The organism is Bradyrhizobium sp. CCBAU 51765 (assembly GCF_015291725.1).
Classification (GTDB): domain Bacteria; phylum Pseudomonadota; class Alphaproteobacteria; order Rhizobiales; family Xanthobacteraceae; genus Bradyrhizobium; species Bradyrhizobium liaoningense.
The window spans coordinates 5,828,616-5,846,067 of sequence record NZ_CP030038.1; the positions used below are offsets into that span (position 1 = coordinate 5,828,616).

Sequence of the window (17,452 nt, forward strand, 5' to 3'; positions counted from 1 at the left end):
TCTGCTTGCAACGCACTCAAAGGCCGGGAGTGGGCGATGTCCGCTATGAGTCACAAGCCGCCGATCACATTCAAGATGACAGACGTCCGCTTCGCCTTGCTAAGCCGACGCATATGAGTACACGCCCTACTCCGCCTGCAGCACGTCGACGGCGACACCGAGCTTCTGTTTCTGCGAGCCGACGATGACGCCGTCGACCGGCGAGACGTCGGAAAAATCGCGCCCCATTGCAAGCACGATGTGATCGTTGCCGATGAGGACATCGTTGGTCGGATCGAGATCGACCCAGCCGAGCTCCTCGCCGCACCACAACGAGACCCAGGCGTGGGTGGCGTCGGCGCCCTGCAGACGCGGCTGGCCCGGCGGCGGAATGGTGCGCAGATATCCGCTGACATAGGCCGCGGGCAGGCCGAGCCCGCGCAGCCCTGCAATCATCACATGGGCAAAGTCCTGGCAGACGCCGTGACGCTTGTCGAAGACCTCGTCGAGCGGTGTCGAGATCACCGTGGCCTTGGGGTCGTAGCGGAACTGGTTGCGGATGCGATGCATCAGATCGACCGCGCCCTTGAGGATGCCCGCGCCGGGCGCAAAGCTCTCCGCGGCATAGGCGCTGACCGGGCGCAGCACCGGCACCAGGGGGCTCGCAAAGACGTAGCCGACGGGCGAAGCCGGCCCGAGGCTCGTCGCCTCGAAGGCAAGGTCGCGAATGCTCTCCCAGGACGGGCTCGCCGCATCACGTGGCGGCGGCTGGCGCGACACCGACACCCGCGAGCGCGAGTCGATGCGCAAATTGCGATGCGCGGCTTCGATCACGACGCTCTCGGTGAGCGTACCGAAGAAATCGCGCCGCACATTGCGCTCGGCCGGGCGCGGATGAATCTCGACATTGTGCGAAATCAGTTCCTGCCCGCCGCCGCTTCTCGGCTCCAGCCGCAGCGTGCAGCGGGCGAAGCTGACGGGATGCTCGTACTCGTAGGTGGTGACGTGGCGGATGTCGTAGATCACGCCAGCCCCGTCAGCTTTTCCGGCCGGCTGGCATTGGGACCGTGCGGGAAATAGTGCTGTCCGATCGCGTCGGCAAGGCTGAGCAGATCCTGCTCCAGCGCGAACAAGGTCTTGACCTCGAGCCTCTCGGCCTCCGCGGTCGCGAGCATCGCCTGCATCGCCACCGCGAGCCGCTGCGGCTTCTCGATCAGGCCGTGCTCCCTCAAGCTCGGCAGCGCGGCGATGTGCTCGTTCAGCGTCGTCACCTGGAACGCCACCGACCGCGGATTGTAGCCGTCGAGCACGGCGAGGTCGCGCACCGGGGCCAGGATCGGCGCCAGCAGATAGCGCGAGCGGTAGGTGATCTGGCAATCCACCAGCGTCAGCAGGATGTCGAGATCCTCATCGCCGGCCTCGTCATAGGCGAACTGGCGGGTGAAGCGCGTGGTGTTGATGGCGCGCTCGATGCGGCGGCCGATGTCGAGGAAGCGCCAGCCGGCGGCGCGGTTCATGTTCTCCTGCGCAAGGCCTGCGAAGCTCGCCAGCTCCTGCAAGGTCAGTTCGGCGGCGCTCAGCACGCTGTCGTCGTCCTCCACCTCGATGGCGAGGCGCTCGGCCATCTCGGTGATGACCTGCCAGGCATCGGGCGACAGCCGCTCGCGCAAGGAGGTCGCGGTGCGCTGTGCCGCGCGCACCAGCGACAGCGCCGAGCCGAAACGCTCCGCGCTCTGCAACGCTTCGGCCGTGATGCGCCCGGGCGCCGCGCGCGACGTCTGCGAGATCGCGCCCCAGGCCACCAGCAGGCGCTGGATGCGTTCGGCCGATTGCAGCGAGGCCGCGGTGCCCTTGTTGGGCCCGCTCGGCGAGCCCAAGGCGCGCACCAGCCGCAGCGTCGCCTCGGCGCGCTCGAGACAGCGGCCGAGCCAGAACAGATTGTCGGCGGCGCGGCTCGGCAGCACGCCGGCGATGCGGCGGATGCGCACCTTGTCGGTCGCCGGCAGCAGCGTCGCGGTCGAGACCTGCTTGTCGGAGACCACCCAGACGTCGGCGGCGCGCGCGCCGTCGCCCATCGAGACCGCACGCGCATCGGGCTGCTCGGCGATGCGGCAGAACCCGCCGGGCATGATGGCCCAGCCGTCGGGCGTGGCGGCCGCGAACACGCGCAGCACGAAGGGTCGCGGCGTCAGCTGACCCTGCTCCCACACCGGCATGGTCGAGAGCCGCACCACTTCCTGGCCGACATAGTCCATGCCGCGCGCGGTGATGGCGTCGACCAGGCGCTGGCGGTCGGCGGCATCCAGCTCGCTCGCGAGCACCGGACCGTTGCTGTCGATACCGGGCACACCGCGCCGGTAGGCGCCTTCGATCGCGACCTCGTCGAGCCGCGCCAGCACCTCGTCGCGCGCCGCGCGCTGGCCGCACCACCAGGTCGCGATGTGCGGCATCTTCAGGTCTTCGCCGAGCAGGCGGCGGCTGAGCGCCGGCAGGAAGCCGAGCAGCGCCCGCGCCTCCAGGACGCCCGAGCCCGGCATGTTGGCGACGACGACGCCGTCCTTGCGCAGCACGTCGATCAGGCCGGGCACCCCGAGCCGGGAGGAGGCATCGAGCTCGAGCGGATCGAGCGAGTTGGAATCGACCCGGCGCAACAGCACGTCCAGCCGCTTCAGGCCGGCCACGGTGCGGATGTGGACGCGGTTGTCGCTGACCGCGAGATCGTCGCCCTCGACCAGCAGGAAGCCGAGATAGCGTGCCAGCGTCGCATGCTCGAAATAGGTCTCGCTGAAGCTGCCGGGGGTGAGCACGCCGATCCTGGGCTCGTCGCGGTCGGCGCGCGCGCGCAAGGAGTCGCGGAACGCCTCGAAGAACGGCGCGACACGCGGCACGTTCATCGACTTGTAGAGGTCGGAGAAGGCGCGCGAGAGCACCAGACGGTTCTCCAGCGCGTAGCCCGCGCCCGATGGCGCCTGGGTGCGGTCGCCGAGCACCCACCAGCGGCCGTCGGGCCCGCGGCCGACATCGGCGGCATAGAGCGAGAGATAGCGCCCGCCGGGCGGCGGCACGCCGCAGACGGGACGGAGATATTCGGGGCTGCCGGCGATCGCGGCCGCCGGCAGCGCGCCTTCGGCAACGAGCCGGCCCTCGCCATAGATGTCGCGCAGCACGCGTTCCAGCAGCTCGGCGCGCTGGGTGATGCCGGCGCAAAGCTGCCGCCAGTCGGCCTCGTCGATCAGAAGCGGCAGATGGCTGATCGACCACGGCCGGTCGGCGCTGTCGCCGGGCGCGCGGTAGGTGACGCCGGCCTCGCGGAGATGGCGGTCGGCCATGCCGAATCGCCGCTCGATCTCGTCGGGCGCCAGCGCGCCGAAGGCGTCGAAGAAGCGGCTCCAGACCGCGCGGGGGGCGCCGTCCGGGCCCAAGAACTCGTCGGGGATGCCGGGCAGCCGGCTATAGTCGCGGACCCATTGCGCGAGGCGGCGCTGGCCTTCACGCTGGCCCTGCGCCTTCTCCGCCTTGTCATCCTGTTCGGCTGCGCCCTCGCCCATGCGCCTCTCCCTGCCCCCGCATCCTACTCATTGCAGGAGCGGGGTCCGCAAGTCGAGGGTCAGCGGAAACTCATTTGTGCGTTCCTCGGGCGGCGGTTGCATCGGACCCGGGGTATGGCCGTGATCCTGGAAGCGCGCCAGCCGCCGCGCCTCGGCCTCGTAGGTGTTGACCGGCTTGGTGTCGTAGCTGCGCCCGCCGGGATGGGCGACGTGATAGACGCAGCCGCCGAGCGAGCGTCCGTTCCAGGTATCGATCAGATCAAACGTCAGGGGCGCGTGAACGGGGATGGTCGGGTGCAGGCCGGAGGCCGGCTGCCAGGCCTTGAAGCGGACGCCGGCCACTGCTTCAGTCGACCGGCCCGTTGGTGTCATCGGCAGGCGGCGGCCGTTGCAGGTGACGATGTGGCGGCCCTCGACGAAGCCCTCCGCCTTGACCTGAAGCCGCTCCACCGACGAGTCGACATAGCGCACGGTGCCGCCGGCCGAGCCCTCCTCACCCAGCACGTGCCAGGGCTCCAGCGCCTGGCGCAGCTCCAGCGTCACCCCGCCATGATGGACGCGGCCGAAGGCGGGGAAGCGGAATTCGAGCTGGGCCAGATACCATTCGGGCTCGAACGGGTAGCCGAACTGCTTCAGCTCGCCGAGCACCTCCAGGAAATCGTCCCAGATGAAGTGCGGCAGCATGAAGCGATCATGCAGCGCGGTGCCCCAGCGCACGAACTTGCCGGCCTGCGGCTCGCGCCACATTTTCGCGATCAGTGCGCGGATCAGGAGCTGCTGCGCCAGCGACATGCGCGGATCCGGCGGCATTTCGAGCGCGCGGAACTCGACGAGGCCGAGCCGGCCCGTCGGACCCTCCGGCGAATAGAGCTTGTCGATGCAGATCTCGGCACGGTGGGTGTTGCCGGTGATGTCGACCAGCAGGTGCCGGAACAGGCGATCGACCAGCCACAGCGGCGCCTGGGTGCCCGGCGGCGGCACATGCGAGAGCGCGATATCGAGCTCATAGATGCTGTCGTGCCGGGCCTCGTCGATGCGCGGCGCCTGGCTGGTCGGGCCGATGAAGAGGCCGGAGAAGAAATAGGACAGCGACGGATGCCGCTGCCAGTACAGCACGAGGCTCTTCAGGAGGTCGGGGCGGCGAAGGAACGGGGAGTCCTGCGGGCTCGAGCCGCCGACCACGACGTGATTGCCGCCGCCGGTGCCGGTGTGACGGCCATCGACCAGGAAGCGGTTGGCACCGAGTCGCACCTTCGCCGCGTCCTCGTAGAGTCCGGAGGTGATCTCCACCGCGTCGCGCCAGCTCTTCGCCGGCTGGACGTTGATCTCGATGACACCAGGATCGGGCGTCACCTTGATGACCTCGATACGTGGATCGAACGGCGGCGGATAGCCCTCGACATGGACCTGCAGCTGCATTTCCTCCGCGGTGGCTTCGAGCGCGGCGACCAGCTCGAGATAGTCCTCGATGCGCTCGACCGGCGGCATGAAGGCGCAAAGCACGCCGTCGCGGACTTCGACCGACATCGCGGTGCGAACCGGGACGGAGGTGTTGAGCTGCTCGGGCGCCGCCCGCGGCGGGGATTCCGGACGCGCGGCAAGCGTGAACACCGGCAGCTTGTCCCTGGCCTCCATCGGATCCTGCTCGACGATGTAGGGATATTGGTTGGGCGGGACGTAACCGAGCGAGCCGATCGGCAGGCGCAGACCGAGAGGCGAATCGCCCGGCATCAGGAACAGATGATTGCGCCGGAGTTGCCATCGCTCGCTGCGCCAGCGCGGCGGCGCGTTCCAGCGCTGCACCGGCAGCACGAAGCCGCGCGGTGTGTTGAGGCCCTCGTTGAACACGCGCGCCATCCGCGCGCGCGCTTCCGGATCCGACAGTTTGGAATCGGAGGGATCGACGTTGACGGGAAGCTCGGCCTCCTTCTGGAGCCAGTACGCGGTGTCCTCATAAGCCGGGATGATGTAGCCGGCATCGAGGCCGAGCCGGGCCGCCGTGCCTTCCATGAAGGCCTCGGCGTCCTTCACCTCGGCGCGGCGCGGATTTTCGATTCTAGCAATGAGGTCGGCGTTCCTCCAGATCGGCACGCCGTCCTTGCGCCAGTAAAGGCCGAAGGCCCAACGCGGCAGACTCTCGCCCGGATACCATTTGCCCTGGCCGTAATGCAAAAGGCCGCCCGGCGCGAAGCGCCTGCGCAAGCGGCGGATCAGATCGTCACCGAGCGCGCGCTTGGTCGGGCCGACGGCGTCGGTGTTCCATTCCGCCGCCTCGAGATCGTCGACCGAGACGAAGGTCGGCTCGCCGCCCATCGTGAGCCGAACATCCTGCGCGGCGAGATCGCCGTCGACCTGTTCGCCGAGATCATTGAGCCGCGCCCAGGCCTCATCGGAAAAGGGCTTCGTGATGCGCGGCGCCTCGCGGATGCGCCGCACGCTCATATCGAAGGCGAACTCGACCTCGGCAAAGCCGGCACCGCCCGAGATCGGCGCCGCGGAGCGATAATGCGGCGTGGCGGCGACCGGAATGTGCCCCTCGCCCGCGAGCATGCCGGAGGTCGCGTCGAATCCGATCCAGCCCGCGCCCGGCAGATAGACCTCGGCCCAGGCGTGCAGATCGGTAAAGTCGTTCTCGACTTCGGGCGGTCCCTCGATCGGATCGATGTCGGGACGGATCTGAATGAGATAGCCGGAAACGAAACGCGCGGCGAGGCCGAGATGGCGGAACGTCTGGATCAGGAGCCAAGCGGAATCGCGGCATGACCCCGCGCAGGAAGCAAGCGTCTCCTCCGGAGTCTGCACCCCCGGCTCCATCCGGATGATGTAGCGGATCTTCTTCTGGAGCTCGCGATTGAGATCGACCAGGAAGTTGACGGTGTTCGGGGCTTCAGTCGGGATCGAGTCGAGATATTGCGCGAACAGGCGATCGGGCTTGACGGTCTCGAGATACGGCGCCAGCTCCGTCTTGAGATCCTTCGGGTACTCGAACGGAAAACTGTCGGCATAAGGCTCGACGAAGAAGTCGAACGGGTTGACCACGGTCATCTGCGCCGTGAAGTCGACCTCGAATTTCAGCTCGGTGGTCTTTTCCGGAAAGACATAGCGCGCGAGCCAATTGCCTTGCGGATCCTGCTGCCAATTCACGAAATGATTGGATGGCGTGACCTTGAGCGAATAGCTCAGGATCGGCGTGCGCGTATGCGGCGCCGGCCGCAGACGGATGGTCTGCGGGCCAAGGTCGATCGGGCGGTCGTATTTGTAGTGCGTAACGTGGTGTAATGCGACGTAGATCGACACGGGGTACGATGCTCCAGCAGCTTTTTTGAGCAGAACACCTGAACTCAGCGCGATCAAGCACTAACAACGGGCAGAGGGTGCCTAGGTAAGGTGCGGGCCGATCTACGAGCACTCGCTCAGACTTGAAAGTTTGGCGCTCTGACCTTTCCACAGCGTCATGGCCGGGCTTGGCCATCCACGACCTTTGCCGCGGCACGAAGAACGTGGATGCCCGGGACAGGCCCGGGCATGACGACCTCTTGTGGGTCTACGTGCGATTACGCCTATAGCGCAGCGCTACGCCGCCGAGGTCAGCCGCTGCAGGAACTGCGTCACCTCGCGCCGGAGCGTCTCGACCTCGCCGTGGACGCGTTCGGAGGCGCTGTTGACGCGGCTTGCCACACGGCCGGTGTCGGCGGCGGCTTCGCTGATGCCGGTGACGTTGGAAGACACCTGCGTGGTGCTGGCCGAGGCCTCCTGGACATTGCGGGCGATCTCGCGGGTGGCGAGACCCTGCTGCTCGATGGAGGTCGCGATCGCGGCGGTGATCCCGTCGATCTCGGCGATGGTCTGCGCGATCGCCTCGACCGCCGCGACCGAATTGGTCGTCGACTGCTGCATCTCGCCGACCTTGGCGCTGATCTCCTCGGTCGCCTTCGCGGTCTGGTTGGCGAGGCTCTTGACCTCGGAGGCCACCACCGCGAAGCCGCGGCCGGCTTCCCCTGCCCGCGCCGCCTCGATGGTGGCGTTGAGCGCCAGGAGGTTGGTCTGCTCGGCGATCTCGCTGATCAGCCTGACCACGTCGCCGATCCGCAGCGCCGCGTCGGCGAGCGAGCGGATCTCGCTGCCGGCGCGATTGGCCTCGTTCACCGCCCGTCCCGTGCTCGCGGTCGAGCCGGCCACCTGACGGCCGATCTCGGCGATCGATGACGCCAGCTCTTCTGCCGCGCTCGCCACCGTCGCGACGTTGCTGGAGGCTTGATCGGACGCGCTGCGCACGCCGGAGGTCTGACGGTTCGTCGTCTCGGCCGCCGCGGCCATCTGGCCGGCGTCGGATTCGAGATCGGTCGCTGCGCTCATCAGGCCGCCTGCGACCTCGTCGAGGTGGGTGCCGAACTGCTTGGCGAGCTCCGCGATCTCGACGACGCGGCGGCCGAGGCTGTCGGTGCCGGCATTGATGACGACCGCCGAGCGACGGAACGAGCCGGGCAGACCTCGCGCGAGGATCTTGCGGAAATACTTGCCGCGGCTCGCATAGTCCATCGACGCCGAGGCCTCGCGGACGAAGGCGTCGGTGATGTCGAGCATGTCGTTGACGGATTTCTGGATCGCGCCGATCCGTCCGGCCTGCCGCTCGCTCATGATGCGCGCTTCGAGATCGCCATGCGCCGCCTTGCGGCACACATCGGCCACCTCGTCGACGGCCACCGCCGTGCGATGCTGGCACCAGACGGCGTAGCCGAGCAACGCGACCGTCGCGCCGAGCAAGACAGCACTGCCGATTCCGGTTGCTCCGAGAAGCGAGAGAACGAACGCAACGACGGCAAGAACACACGCGAGCGCGGTCGCTCCCTGCGCCTTAGAGAGAGAGCACAAATTCATCGTAACCGACACCCTGTTGCTTGAGCAGCCCGACCATCGCCTCGAAGCTCGCATGCATGCCGTCCTTGGCGTTGGCATGCCGCGCCTCTTCCACGCACAGCGTCTTGTAGATCGGCTTGATGCGCTCGATCTGCGCAGGGTCGGGCTTGCGGCGGTTGGAGTGATAGCCGACGATATTGCCGCGCTCGTCGAATGTCGGCGTGACGTGGGCGAACACCCAGTAATGACTGCCGTCCTTCGCCAGATTGACGACGTAGGCGAAGATCTCCTGCTTTGACTGGAGCGTGTCCCACAGCAGCTTGAACACGGCGCGCGGCATGTCGGGATGGCGGATCAGGCTGTGGGGGGCGCCCATCAGCTCCTTCCACGAGTACTTCGCCATGCGGATGAAGACGTCGTTGGCGTAGGTGATGCGGCCCTTGAGATCGGTCTTCGATACGATCAGCTCCTCCTCACCGAGGAGATTTTCCACCCCAGTGGGACGTATCGCCTGCATCGGTTCGATCCTCAAGTAAAGGCCGGCCCCACAACGATGTGGAGCCGCATCACCCCCTATCTACGGCAACAGTGTTAACCAGGTGTAAGTCGGGGAACTTTTGCGAGCGACGCCGCCTCCGTATCACTACGTAGCGAACCATTGTTGCATGTCGTCGAATCGCATGCGGGCGCCGCAAATGGTCGCGACTGACAATTGCCAGCTGCTTTTGATTGGGCTCGCGCGACGGCGCTCGCCCAATGCGACTACATTGTCGCGCCGAGCACCCAGGGTGCGAACTCGGCGCCGCCGAAATCGAAGCTCTCGCTCTTGGTCGGCTGGCCCGAAGCGGTCTTGAGGATGAGATCGAAGATGCGCTGGCCGCACTGCGCGACGCTCTCCTCGCCTTCGAGGATGGTGCCGCAATTGACGTCCATGTCATCTTCCATTCGCTTGTACATGGGCGTGTTGGTGGCGAGCTTGATCGAGGGCGCCGGCTTGCAGCCGAACACGCTGCCGCGCCCCGTGGTGAAGCAGACCAGGTTGGCGCCGCCGGCGACCTGCCCGGTCGCAGCCACCGGATCGTAGCCGGGCGTGTCCATGAAGACGAAGCCCTTCTTGGTGACGGGCTCGGCGTAGCGCAGTACCTCCACGAGGTTGGTGGTGCCGGCCTTGGCCATCGCGCCGAGCGACTTTTCCAGGATCGTGGTGAGACCGCCGGCCTTGTTGCCGGGGCTGGGATTGGCGTTCATCTCGGCGCCTTCGCGCGTCGTGTACTCGTCCCACCAGCGCATCAGATCGACCAGCTTCTCGCCGACCTCGCGGCTGACGGCGCGGCGCGTGAGCAGGTGCTCGGCGCCGTAGGTCTCCGGCGTCTCCGACAGGATCACGGTGCCGCCATGGCGCACGACGAGGTCGCTGGCGGCGCCGAGCGCGGGATTGGCGGATACGCCGGAATAGCCGTCCGAGCCGCCGCATTGCAGGGCTACGGTGAGCTCGCTGGCCGGCACCGTTTCCCGCCTGACCTTGTTGGCGTCAGCCAGCGCCTCGCGCACGAAGGCAATGCCCGCCTCCACGGTCTTGCGGGTGCCGCCGACCTCCTGGATGTCCATCGCGCGCAGGCGGCCGGCGAGCTTCTGCTCTTCCATCAGGCCGCCGATCTGGTTCACCTCGCAGCCGAGGCCGAGCACGATGACATGGGAGAAATTGACGTGCCGCGCATAGCCGCCGAGCGTGCGGCGGAGCAGCGCCAAGGGCTCGTTCTGCGTCATGCCGCAGCCGGTCTTGTGAGTCAGCGCGACCACGCCGTCGACGTTGGGGAAATCGGCCAGCGGATTGTCGCCGGTGAAGGGATTCTTCTTAAAGACGTCGGCGACGAGGCTCGCGACATGCGCGCTGCAATTCACCGAGGTGAGGATGCCGATATAGTTGCGCGTGGCGACGCGGCCGTCCGGGCGGCGGATGCCCTCGAAGGTCGCCGGCAGGTCGAAATTCGGCGTCGGCTTGACGTCGGCGCAATAGGCATAGTCCTTGGCGAAATCGCCCATGCCGCAGTTCTGCACGTGCACATGCTGGCCCGGCGCGATCGGCACCGTGGCAAAGCCGATGATCTGGCCGTAGCGCTTGATCGGCTCGCCCTCGGCGATCGGCTTGATCGCGACCTTGTGGCCGGAGGGAATGCGATCGACCGTGGTCACGCCGTCAGCCACGCTTGTTCCAGGCGGCAGGCTCGCGCGCGCGATGACCACGCCATCATCGGGATGCAGGCGGATGACGGGGCTGATGGTCATGGGAGTCTCCTTCGGAGGCGAGTAGCGAATGGAAAAAGGGAGTAGCCCTATTCGCTACTCCCCATTCGCCATTCGCGAGATATCTCAGGCCTTGCCGCCTGAATCCTTGCGCGTGGCATTCACCTGCATCTTGGCGTAGGTCGTCATCAGGCCGACCTCGTTGGACAGCGTCACCAGCTTGAAGCCCATGTTGATGGCGCGCGCCGCGCCCTCCGCGCCGCTGCAATGGATGCCCGGGTTCAGACCGCGCTTGCCGCACTCCTTGATGATCTTCTCATAGATCGCGAGGATCTCGGGTTCGCTGCGGTCGAGCTTGGGCTCAAGGCCGTAGGAGAAGCCGAGATCGGACGGGCCGATATAGACCCCGTCGATGCCTTCGACATCGAGGATCGCTTCCATGTTCTCGACCGCGGTCCGGGTCTCCATCATCGGCAGCAGCACGATCTCGTCGTTGGCCGTCTTCTGGTAGGAGCCGGCGGTGCCGTACATGCCGGCACGGATCGGGCCGTTGGAGCGGACGCCCTTCGGCGGGTACTTCGAATACGAGACGAGGTTCCGGGCTTCCTGCGGCGTGTTGACCATCGGGCAGATCACGCCATAGGCGCCGCCGTCGAGCACCTTGCCGATGATGCCGGGCTCGTTCCAGGGCACGCGGACCATCGGCGTGATCGGATGCTTGTCCATGGCCTGGAAGCACTGCACCATCGACAGATAGTCCTGGACGCCATGCTGCATGTCGACGGTGACGCTGTCGAAGCCGCATTGCGCGATCATCTCGGCCGAGAAGCCGGAGGGTATGGCAAGCCACGCGTTGATGACTGCCTTGCCCGACTTCCAGATCTCTTTGACTTTATTCGCCACGTTGCCTTCCTTCTTTGTTGATCTCACTCACTGTCGTTGCAAGCCGCCGGGCCCGCGCGAAGCGCGGCCCGAGACGGGCTCCGCGAAGCAGTCCAGAATTTCTCCACCATGACACTCTGGATTGCTCCGTCACTGGCGCGCCTCGCAATGACGAAACGCGTCTAAGCCGTCGCCCTCTGGATGCTGACTTCGCTGACGCCGACCTCACGGGCTGTGTTCACTATTGCCGCCCAGGTGTCATCCGGCAAGGGGATGCCGTTCCGGGTCCGCTCAGCGCGGGTCTTTCGCTCCGGATCGCCCGGAATCAGCACCTGATCGACCCCGGCCATCGGCTTGGTGGCGCGGATGAAATCGACATAGCGCGAGACTTCGGCGTCGAAAAGGTTGGAAGTGTCGACGACTTTCGGATCGACATAGAACGCCAGCATGCCGTTGGCAAAGCGCCGCCCGCCCGAGGTGGCACCGGTTCCGGTCAGCGCGCCGCCCAGGAGCTCGCACATGAAGGCGAGGCCCGATCCCTTGTGCTCGCCGAAGGCACGGATTGCGCCCGTTCCCTTGGTGTGATCGCGCGGCCCGTCCGGCGTGTAGGGGCCGTAGAGCACAGCCGGATCCTCGCTCAAGGTCCCGTCGGAATCGACCAGTGCGCCCTTCGGCAGCTTCTTGCCGCCGCGGCTCGCGACCAGCACCTTGCCCTCGGCGACGACCGAGGTCGCAAAATCCAGCACGATCGGGTCCTGGCCCTCACGCGGGATGCCGACGCAATACGGCGCAGTCGACAGCCGCTTCTCGACGCCGCCGAACGGGGCGACCAGCAGCGAGCCCGCGGCATTGACGAAATGCACGGAGACGAGACCTTCGGCCGCGGCCATCTCGGCCCAGTCGCCGACGCGGCCGATATGGCCGGCGTTGCGCAACGCGACCGCGGCAAGCCCGGCCTTCCTGCACTTCTCGATGCCGATCTGGACCGCCTGCGGCGTCACGGTCTGGCCGTAGCCGAACTTGCCGTCGATCACCGCGAGCGAGGGCGTGTCGAGCACGACCTCCGCGTTCTGATTTGGGACGACCGATCCGGTCTTCTGCCAGCGGATATAGACGGGAACGCGGATCACGCCGTGGCTGTCATGGCCGGTCAGGTTCGCCGTGGTCAGATAGGTGGCGATACGCCTGGCCTCCTCCGGCGAGGACTGCGCATGCGCGAAGACTTCGGCGACGAAGTCGATCAGCTTCTGGACCTGAATGGTGACCATGACGGCCTGTCTGCCTCTCCCCGGCGCCGACTTTGCAGCGATCGGCTTCGGCGGCACTTGAGCGAAAAAACGCGACCATGTCCATGGCCGCTGCCGCATGGGAGCGCATATCTGCTCTCACTCCTCGGGACTTGCTTCCTCGCTGGCGCCGAGCCCGGCGAGACTCCGTTCGAGCTCGCCGAGCATCTCCTGCAATTCGGCAAGCTTGCGTGCGCCAAAGCGGCGCGTGATCTCCGCGTAAATCGCCTCGGACGTCGGCGCAACCGAGGCCATCAGCTTCACGCCGTCCTTCGAGATCGAGACCATGCTGCGGCGCTGATCCGCCTTGGCGGTCTTGCGCTCGATCAGGTTGCGCGCTTCGAGATCGCGCAGGATGCGCGACAGGCTCGGCCCGAGCAGGAACGCCGTGCGCGCGAGTTCCGTGACCTCGACCGCCTCGATGGACGCGAGCGCGCGCAGGATGCGCCATTGCTGCTCGGTCAAGCCGTGCTCGCGCAGCGAGGGACGAAACTGCCGCATCACCGCCTCGCGCGCCCGCAACAGCGACATCGGCAGCGAGCGCGAGAAATCGCGCATCGGCACCTGTCTCGCGGCAGGCCCTGCGGCAGGCGCGCCTCCGTTGGCGGGATCGGCGGGTTTCTTCGTCATGACGCCCCTTCAAGCCGCAGAATGTTTGCGGTGCAGCAAGCCCGAATTGTGTTTGACGCATTCACTTAACATGTTAAGTATCTCCGGGCACCACGATTTGTCAGACTAAAGATGGCGCTTTCCGACGACGATATCCGAGCTTGCGCGAGGCGTCTGCACCAGGCGGAGAAGACCCGCACGCAGATCCGGCAGCTGTCGCTGGATTTTCCCGAGATCACCATCGCCGATGCCTACGCGATTCAGAAGGCCTGGGTCGAGGTCAAGATCGCCGAAGGGCGCATCGTCAAGGGCCACAAGATCGGCCTCACCTCGAAGGCGATGCAGAGCGCGCTCAATATCGATGAGCCGGATTCCGGCGTGCTGCTCGACGACATGTTCTTCGCCGATGGCGGGATCGTTCCGACCGAGCGCTTCATCGCCACGCGCGTCGAGGCCGAGCTCGCCTTCGTCATGAGCAAACGGCTCTCTGGGCCCGATTGCACGATGTTCGATGTCCTCAACGCCACCGATTTCGTCGTGCCGGCGCTGGAGATCCTGGACACGCGGATCGAACGCGTCGATCCGACCACGAGAGCGACGCGAAAGATATTCGACACAATCGCCGACAATGCGGCGAATGCCGGCATCGTGCTCGGAGGACGGCCGATCCGCCCGCTGGATGCGGACCTGCGCTGGATCGGCGCGCTCTGCTTCAAGAACGGCCAGCTGGAAGAGACGGGCCTTGCTGCCGGCGTGCTCAATCATCCCGCAACGGCCGTGGCCTGGCTCGCCAACAAGATCGCGCCGCTCGGCCTTGCGCTGGAGCCGGGCCAGGTCGTGCTCGCGGGATCCTTCATCCGTCCGATCGAGACCCGCAAGGGCGACACAATTCAAGCCGATTATGGCGCCTACGGCTCGGTCAGCTGCTACTTCGCTTAAGGCGAACAAGAACACAGGGAGTGAAACCGCGATGCCGCATTTCACGATCGAATATTCGGGCAATCTCGACGGCCGCCTCGACATGGCGGCGGTCTGCGAGGTGGTGCGCAAGGCAGCTAGCGAGACCGGCATCTTCCCGCTCGGCGGCATCCGCGTTCGCGCCATCCGCTGCGAACACTATGCGATCGCCGATGCAAGACAGGATTACGGCTTCCTCGACATGGTGCTGCGCATCGGCGAGGGCCGCGACCTTCCCACCCGAAAGAAGGCCGGCGAGCACGTCTTCCAGGCGCTCTCAAGACATCTCGATCCCGTCTTCGCCGCCAGCAAGTTCGCTCTGTCGTTCGACATGCAGATCAACGACAAGGACACCAGCTGGAAGCGCAACAACATTCACGACGCCCTGAAAGCGGAGGCCGCCCATGGATAAGCCCACGCCGAAAGCCGATGTGTTCCAGGCCAATCGCGACCGGGTCGCGCCGCTTGTGAAGACGCTGCACGCCGACGGCATCGGCCACATGATCGACGGCAAGATCGTGCCGTCGATATCAGGCGAGATGTTCGAGACGAAATCGCCGGTCGATGGCGCAACGCTCGCAAGCGTCGCTCGCGGCAATGCGGAGGACATCGACGCCGCGGCAACGGCGGCGGCGCTTGCGTTCAAGTCCTGGCGCGAGATGGGACCGGCGATGCGGAAGAAGCTGCTGCATCGCGTTGCGGACGCCATCGAGGACAATGCCGAGGACATCGCGGTGCTCGAATGCATCGACACCGGCCAGGCCTATCGCTTCATGGCCAAGGCCGCGGTCCGCGCCGCCGAGAATTTCCGCTTCTTCGCCGACAAATGCGCGGAGGCGCGCGACGGCCTCAACACGCCGAGCGACGAGCACTGGAACGTCTCCACCCGTGTGCCGATCGGCCCCGTCGGTGTGATCACGCCGTGGAATACGCCGTTCATGCTCTCGACCTGGAAGATCGCCCCGGCCCTCGCTGCGGGCTGCACCGTCGTGCACAAGCCGGCCGAATGGTCGCCGGTGACGGCTTCCATTCTGGCGAAGCTCGTCAAGGAAGCCGGCGTGCCCGATGGCGTGCTCAACACCGTGCACGGCTTCGGTGAAGAAGCCGGCAAGGCGCTGACCGAGCATCCCGCCATCAAGGCGATCGGCTTCGTCGGCGAGAGCGCGACCGGCTCGGCGATCATGATGCAGGGCGCGCCGACCCTGAAGCGCGTGCATTTCGAGCTCGGCGGCAAGAACCCCGTCATCGTGTTCGACGATGCCGATCTCGATCGCGCGCTCGACGCCGTCGTGTTCATGATCTACTCGCTCAACGGCGAGCGCTGCACCTCCTCGAGCCGCCTGCTGATCCAGCAGAGCATCGCCGAGAAATTCGTGGAGAAGCTGGCCGCGCGGGTGAAGGCGCTGAAGGTCGGCCATCCCCTCGATCCCGCCACCGAGATCGGACCGCTGATCCACGAGCGGCACCTCGCAAAAGTCTGCTCCTATTTCGACGTCGCGCGCCAGGACGGCGCGACGATCGCGGTGGGCGGCAAGGCCCATGATGGCCCCGGCGGCGGGCACTATGTCGAGCCGACGCTGGTGACCGGCGCACATGGCAGGATGCGCGTGGCGCAGGAGGAGGTGTTCGGGCCGTTTCTCACCGTGCTGCCGTTCCGCGACGAGACGGACGCGATCGAGATCGCCAACGACATCCGCTATGGTCTCACCGGCTATGTCTGGACCAACGACATGGGCCGGGCGCTGCGCGTGGCCGATGCGCTGGAGGCCGGCATGATCTGGCTGAACTCGGAAAACGTCCGCCACCTGCCGACGCCGTTCGGCGGCATGAAGGCCTCAGGCATCGGCCGCGACGGCGGCGATTACTCGTTCGACTTCTACATGGAAACCAAGCACGTCTCGCTGGCGCGGGGCACGCACAAGATTCAGAAGCTGGGGATTTAGGGACAGTGTCATTCCGGGGCGCGCGGAGCGCGAGCCCGGAATCCATCGAGCAGCAGAGTTGGTGGATGAATGGATTCCGGGTTCGTGCTTCGCACGCCCCGGAATGACGGAGCCGAGAAAAGGGGAAACGCACATGCCCGTACCGCAACACGTCTTCGAGCCGCCGTTCAACATCATCCGCTCCAGTCACGTCGTGCTCGACGTCACCGACCTGAAGCTGAGCCGGGAGTTCTACGAGACCATCGTCGGCCTGCATGTCGAGGATGCCGACGACAATGTCGTTTACCTCCGCGCGGCAGAGGAGCACCAGCATCACTCGCTGGTGCTGCGCAAGGCGGCAGCGCCGGCCTGCGCGCGGCTCGGCTTCAAGGTCGGCAACGACAAGGATCTCGACAAGGCCGCCGCCTTTCTCTCCGAGAACGGCCTGGCCTACGCCTTCGTCGACCAGCCGTTCCAGGCCCGCACATTGCAATTCACCGATCCCTTCGGCTTCCAGATCGAGCTCTACGCCGCGATGGACCGGCGGCCGCATCTGCTGCGCCGCTACGACCTCTACCGGGGCTGCCATCCGCAGCGGCTCGACCATTTCAACGTCTTCGCTGCCGAAGTGCAGGACACGATGGAATTCTACGCCCGGCTCGGCTTCCGCCTCACCGAATATGCCGAGGAGGACGGGCCGAACGGCCGCATCGCCGCGGCCTGGATGCATCGCAAGGGCAACGTCCATGATTTCGCCATCACCAACGGCAAAGGCCCGCGCCTGCACCATTTCGCCTACTGGACGCCGACGGCGATGAACATCATCCATCTCTGCGACGTCATGGCTTCGCAAGGTTTCGTGAAGAACATCGAGCGCGGGCCGGGACGCCACGGCATCTCGAACGCGTTCTTCCTCTACGTGCGCGACCCCGACGGACATCGCCTCGAGCTCTACACCAGCGACTATTTCACGGGGGATCACGACCACGAGCCGCTGCGCTGGTCGTTGCGCGATCCGCGCCGCCAGACGCTGTGGGGCGCGCCGGCGCCGCGTTCATGGTTCGAGCAGGGTTCGCCGTTCACGGGCCAGGCCGTGCGCGAGCCGAAATTCGTGGCCGACGTGCTGGTGGCGGACTGATGCCGGTGACAGGCACAGCCTCTCCCCCCG

13 protein-coding genes are annotated in these 17,452 nt (G+C 66.2%); 4 read left to right on the forward strand and 9 right to left on the reverse strand.

Annotated elements, in window-relative coordinates; translation table 11 throughout:
• Positions 1-126 precede the first annotated feature (126 nt).
• The 9 genes from XH96_RS27625 to hpaR all read right to left on the reverse strand — a co-directional run bounded on the left by XH96_RS27625 (position 127) and on the right by hpaR (position 13,426).
• Positions 127-1,005, reverse strand: coding sequence for a transglutaminase family protein (locus XH96_RS27625; RefSeq protein WP_194388575.1), 879 nt, complete (start codon positions 1,003-1,005; stop codon positions 127-129).
• A complete protein-coding gene (locus tag XH96_RS27630; RefSeq protein WP_194388577.1) occupies positions 1,002-3,527 on the reverse strand; it encodes a circularly permuted type 2 ATP-grasp protein in 2,526 nt (841 codons plus the stop codon). Before XH96_RS27630 ends, XH96_RS27625 begins: the two co-directional genes overlap by 4 nt.
• Positions 3,528-3,554: 27 nt before the next feature.
• Complete coding sequence (locus XH96_RS27635; RefSeq protein WP_194388579.1) at positions 3,555-6,824, reverse strand: DUF2126 domain-containing protein; 3,270 nt, start codon at positions 6,822-6,824, stop codon at positions 3,555-3,557.
• A 276-nt stretch (positions 6,825-7,100) separates the two neighbouring features.
• On the reverse strand, positions 7,101-8,405 hold the full coding sequence (locus XH96_RS27640; protein ID WP_194388581.1) for a methyl-accepting chemotaxis protein: 1,305 nt from the start codon (positions 8,403-8,405) through the stop codon (positions 7,101-7,103).
• The gene (locus XH96_RS27645; protein WP_194388583.1) at positions 8,383-8,901 is read right to left on the reverse strand and encodes a PAS domain-containing protein; all 519 of its coding nucleotides are present in this window, start codon (positions 8,899-8,901) and stop codon (positions 8,383-8,385) included. Before XH96_RS27645 ends, XH96_RS27640 begins: the two co-directional genes overlap by 23 nt.
• Before the next feature lie 245 nt (positions 8,902-9,146).
• Positions 9,147-10,670, reverse strand: coding sequence for a UxaA family hydrolase (locus tag XH96_RS27650; RefSeq protein ID WP_194388584.1), 1,524 nt, complete (start codon positions 10,668-10,670; stop codon positions 9,147-9,149).
• Between the two features lie 84 nt (positions 10,671-10,754).
• Entirely contained in the window at positions 10,755-11,531 is a 777-nt protein-coding gene (locus XH96_RS27655; protein WP_194388586.1) for an HpcH/HpaI aldolase/citrate lyase family protein, read from the reverse strand.
• Between the two features lie 161 nt (positions 11,532-11,692).
• Complete coding sequence (locus tag XH96_RS27660; RefSeq protein WP_194388588.1) at positions 11,693-12,778, reverse strand: malate/lactate/ureidoglycolate dehydrogenase; 1,086 nt, start codon at positions 12,776-12,778, stop codon at positions 11,693-11,695.
• A gap of 117 nt (positions 12,779-12,895) precedes the next feature.
• Positions 12,896-13,426 (reverse strand): homoprotocatechuate degradation operon regulator HpaR, encoded by a 531-nt coding sequence (gene hpaR, locus XH96_RS27665; RefSeq protein ID WP_194388590.1) that lies wholly within the window; start codon positions 13,424-13,426, stop codon positions 12,896-12,898.
• Between the two features lie 111 nt (positions 13,427-13,537).
• On the opposite strand from hpaR, the gene hpaH reads away from it, so the two are divergent.
• The 4 genes from hpaH to hpaD all read left to right on the forward strand — a co-directional run bounded on the left by hpaH (position 13,538) and on the right by hpaD (position 17,422).
• A complete protein-coding gene (gene hpaH, locus XH96_RS27670; RefSeq protein ID WP_194388591.1) occupies positions 13,538-14,344 on the forward strand; it encodes a 2-oxo-hept-4-ene-1,7-dioate hydratase in 807 nt (268 codons plus the stop codon).
• A gap of 31 nt (positions 14,345-14,375) precedes the next feature.
• Entirely contained in the window at positions 14,376-14,774 is a 399-nt protein-coding gene (locus XH96_RS27675; protein ID WP_194388593.1) for a 5-carboxymethyl-2-hydroxymuconate Delta-isomerase, read from the forward strand.
• Positions 14,767-16,305 (forward strand): 5-carboxymethyl-2-hydroxymuconate semialdehyde dehydrogenase, encoded by a 1,539-nt coding sequence (gene hpaE, locus XH96_RS27680; protein WP_194388595.1) that lies wholly within the window; start codon positions 14,767-14,769, stop codon positions 16,303-16,305. Before XH96_RS27675 ends, hpaE begins: the two co-directional genes overlap by 8 nt.
• Before the next feature lie 133 nt (positions 16,306-16,438).
• Positions 16,439-17,422 carry a 3,4-dihydroxyphenylacetate 2,3-dioxygenase gene (gene hpaD, locus XH96_RS27685; protein WP_194388596.1) on the forward strand — a complete coding sequence of 328 codons (984 nt, stop codon included), beginning with the start codon at positions 16,439-16,441 and terminating at the stop codon, positions 17,420-17,422.
• Positions 17,423-17,452 lie beyond the last annotated feature (30 nt).

Coding starts and splice junctions, on each gene's coding strand:
- XH96_RS27630 (WP_194388577.1), bottom strand. CDS start 3,527: ATGGGCGAGGGCGCAGCCGAACAGGATGACAAGGCGGAGAAGGCGCAG.
- XH96_RS27640 (WP_194388581.1), bottom strand. CDS start 8,405: ATGAATTTGTGCTCTCTCTCTAAGGCGCAGGGAGCGACCGCGCTCGCG.
- XH96_RS27645 (WP_194388583.1), bottom strand. CDS start 8,901: ATGCAGGCGATACGTCCCACTGGGGTGGAAAATCTCCTCGGTGAGGAG.
- XH96_RS27650 (WP_194388584.1), bottom strand. CDS start 10,670: ATGACCATCAGCCCCGTCATCCGCCTGCATCCCGATGATGGCGTGGTC.
- XH96_RS27660 (WP_194388588.1), bottom strand. CDS start 12,778: ATGGTCACCATTCAGGTCCAGAAGCTGATCGACTTCGTCGCCGAAGTC.
- hpaR (WP_194388590.1), bottom strand. CDS start 13,426: ATGACGAAGAAACCCGCCGATCCCGCCAACGGAGGCGCGCCTGCCGCA.
- hpaH (WP_194388591.1), top strand. CDS start 13,538: ATGGCGCTTTCCGACGACGATATCCGAGCTTGCGCGAGGCGTCTGCAC.
- XH96_RS27675 (WP_194388593.1), top strand. CDS start 14,376: ATGCCGCATTTCACGATCGAATATTCGGGCAATCTCGACGGCCGCCTC.
- hpaE (WP_194388595.1), top strand. CDS start 14,767: ATGGATAAGCCCACGCCGAAAGCCGATGTGTTCCAGGCCAATCGCGAC.
- hpaD (WP_194388596.1), top strand. CDS start 16,439: ATGCCCGTACCGCAACACGTCTTCGAGCCGCCGTTCAACATCATCCGC.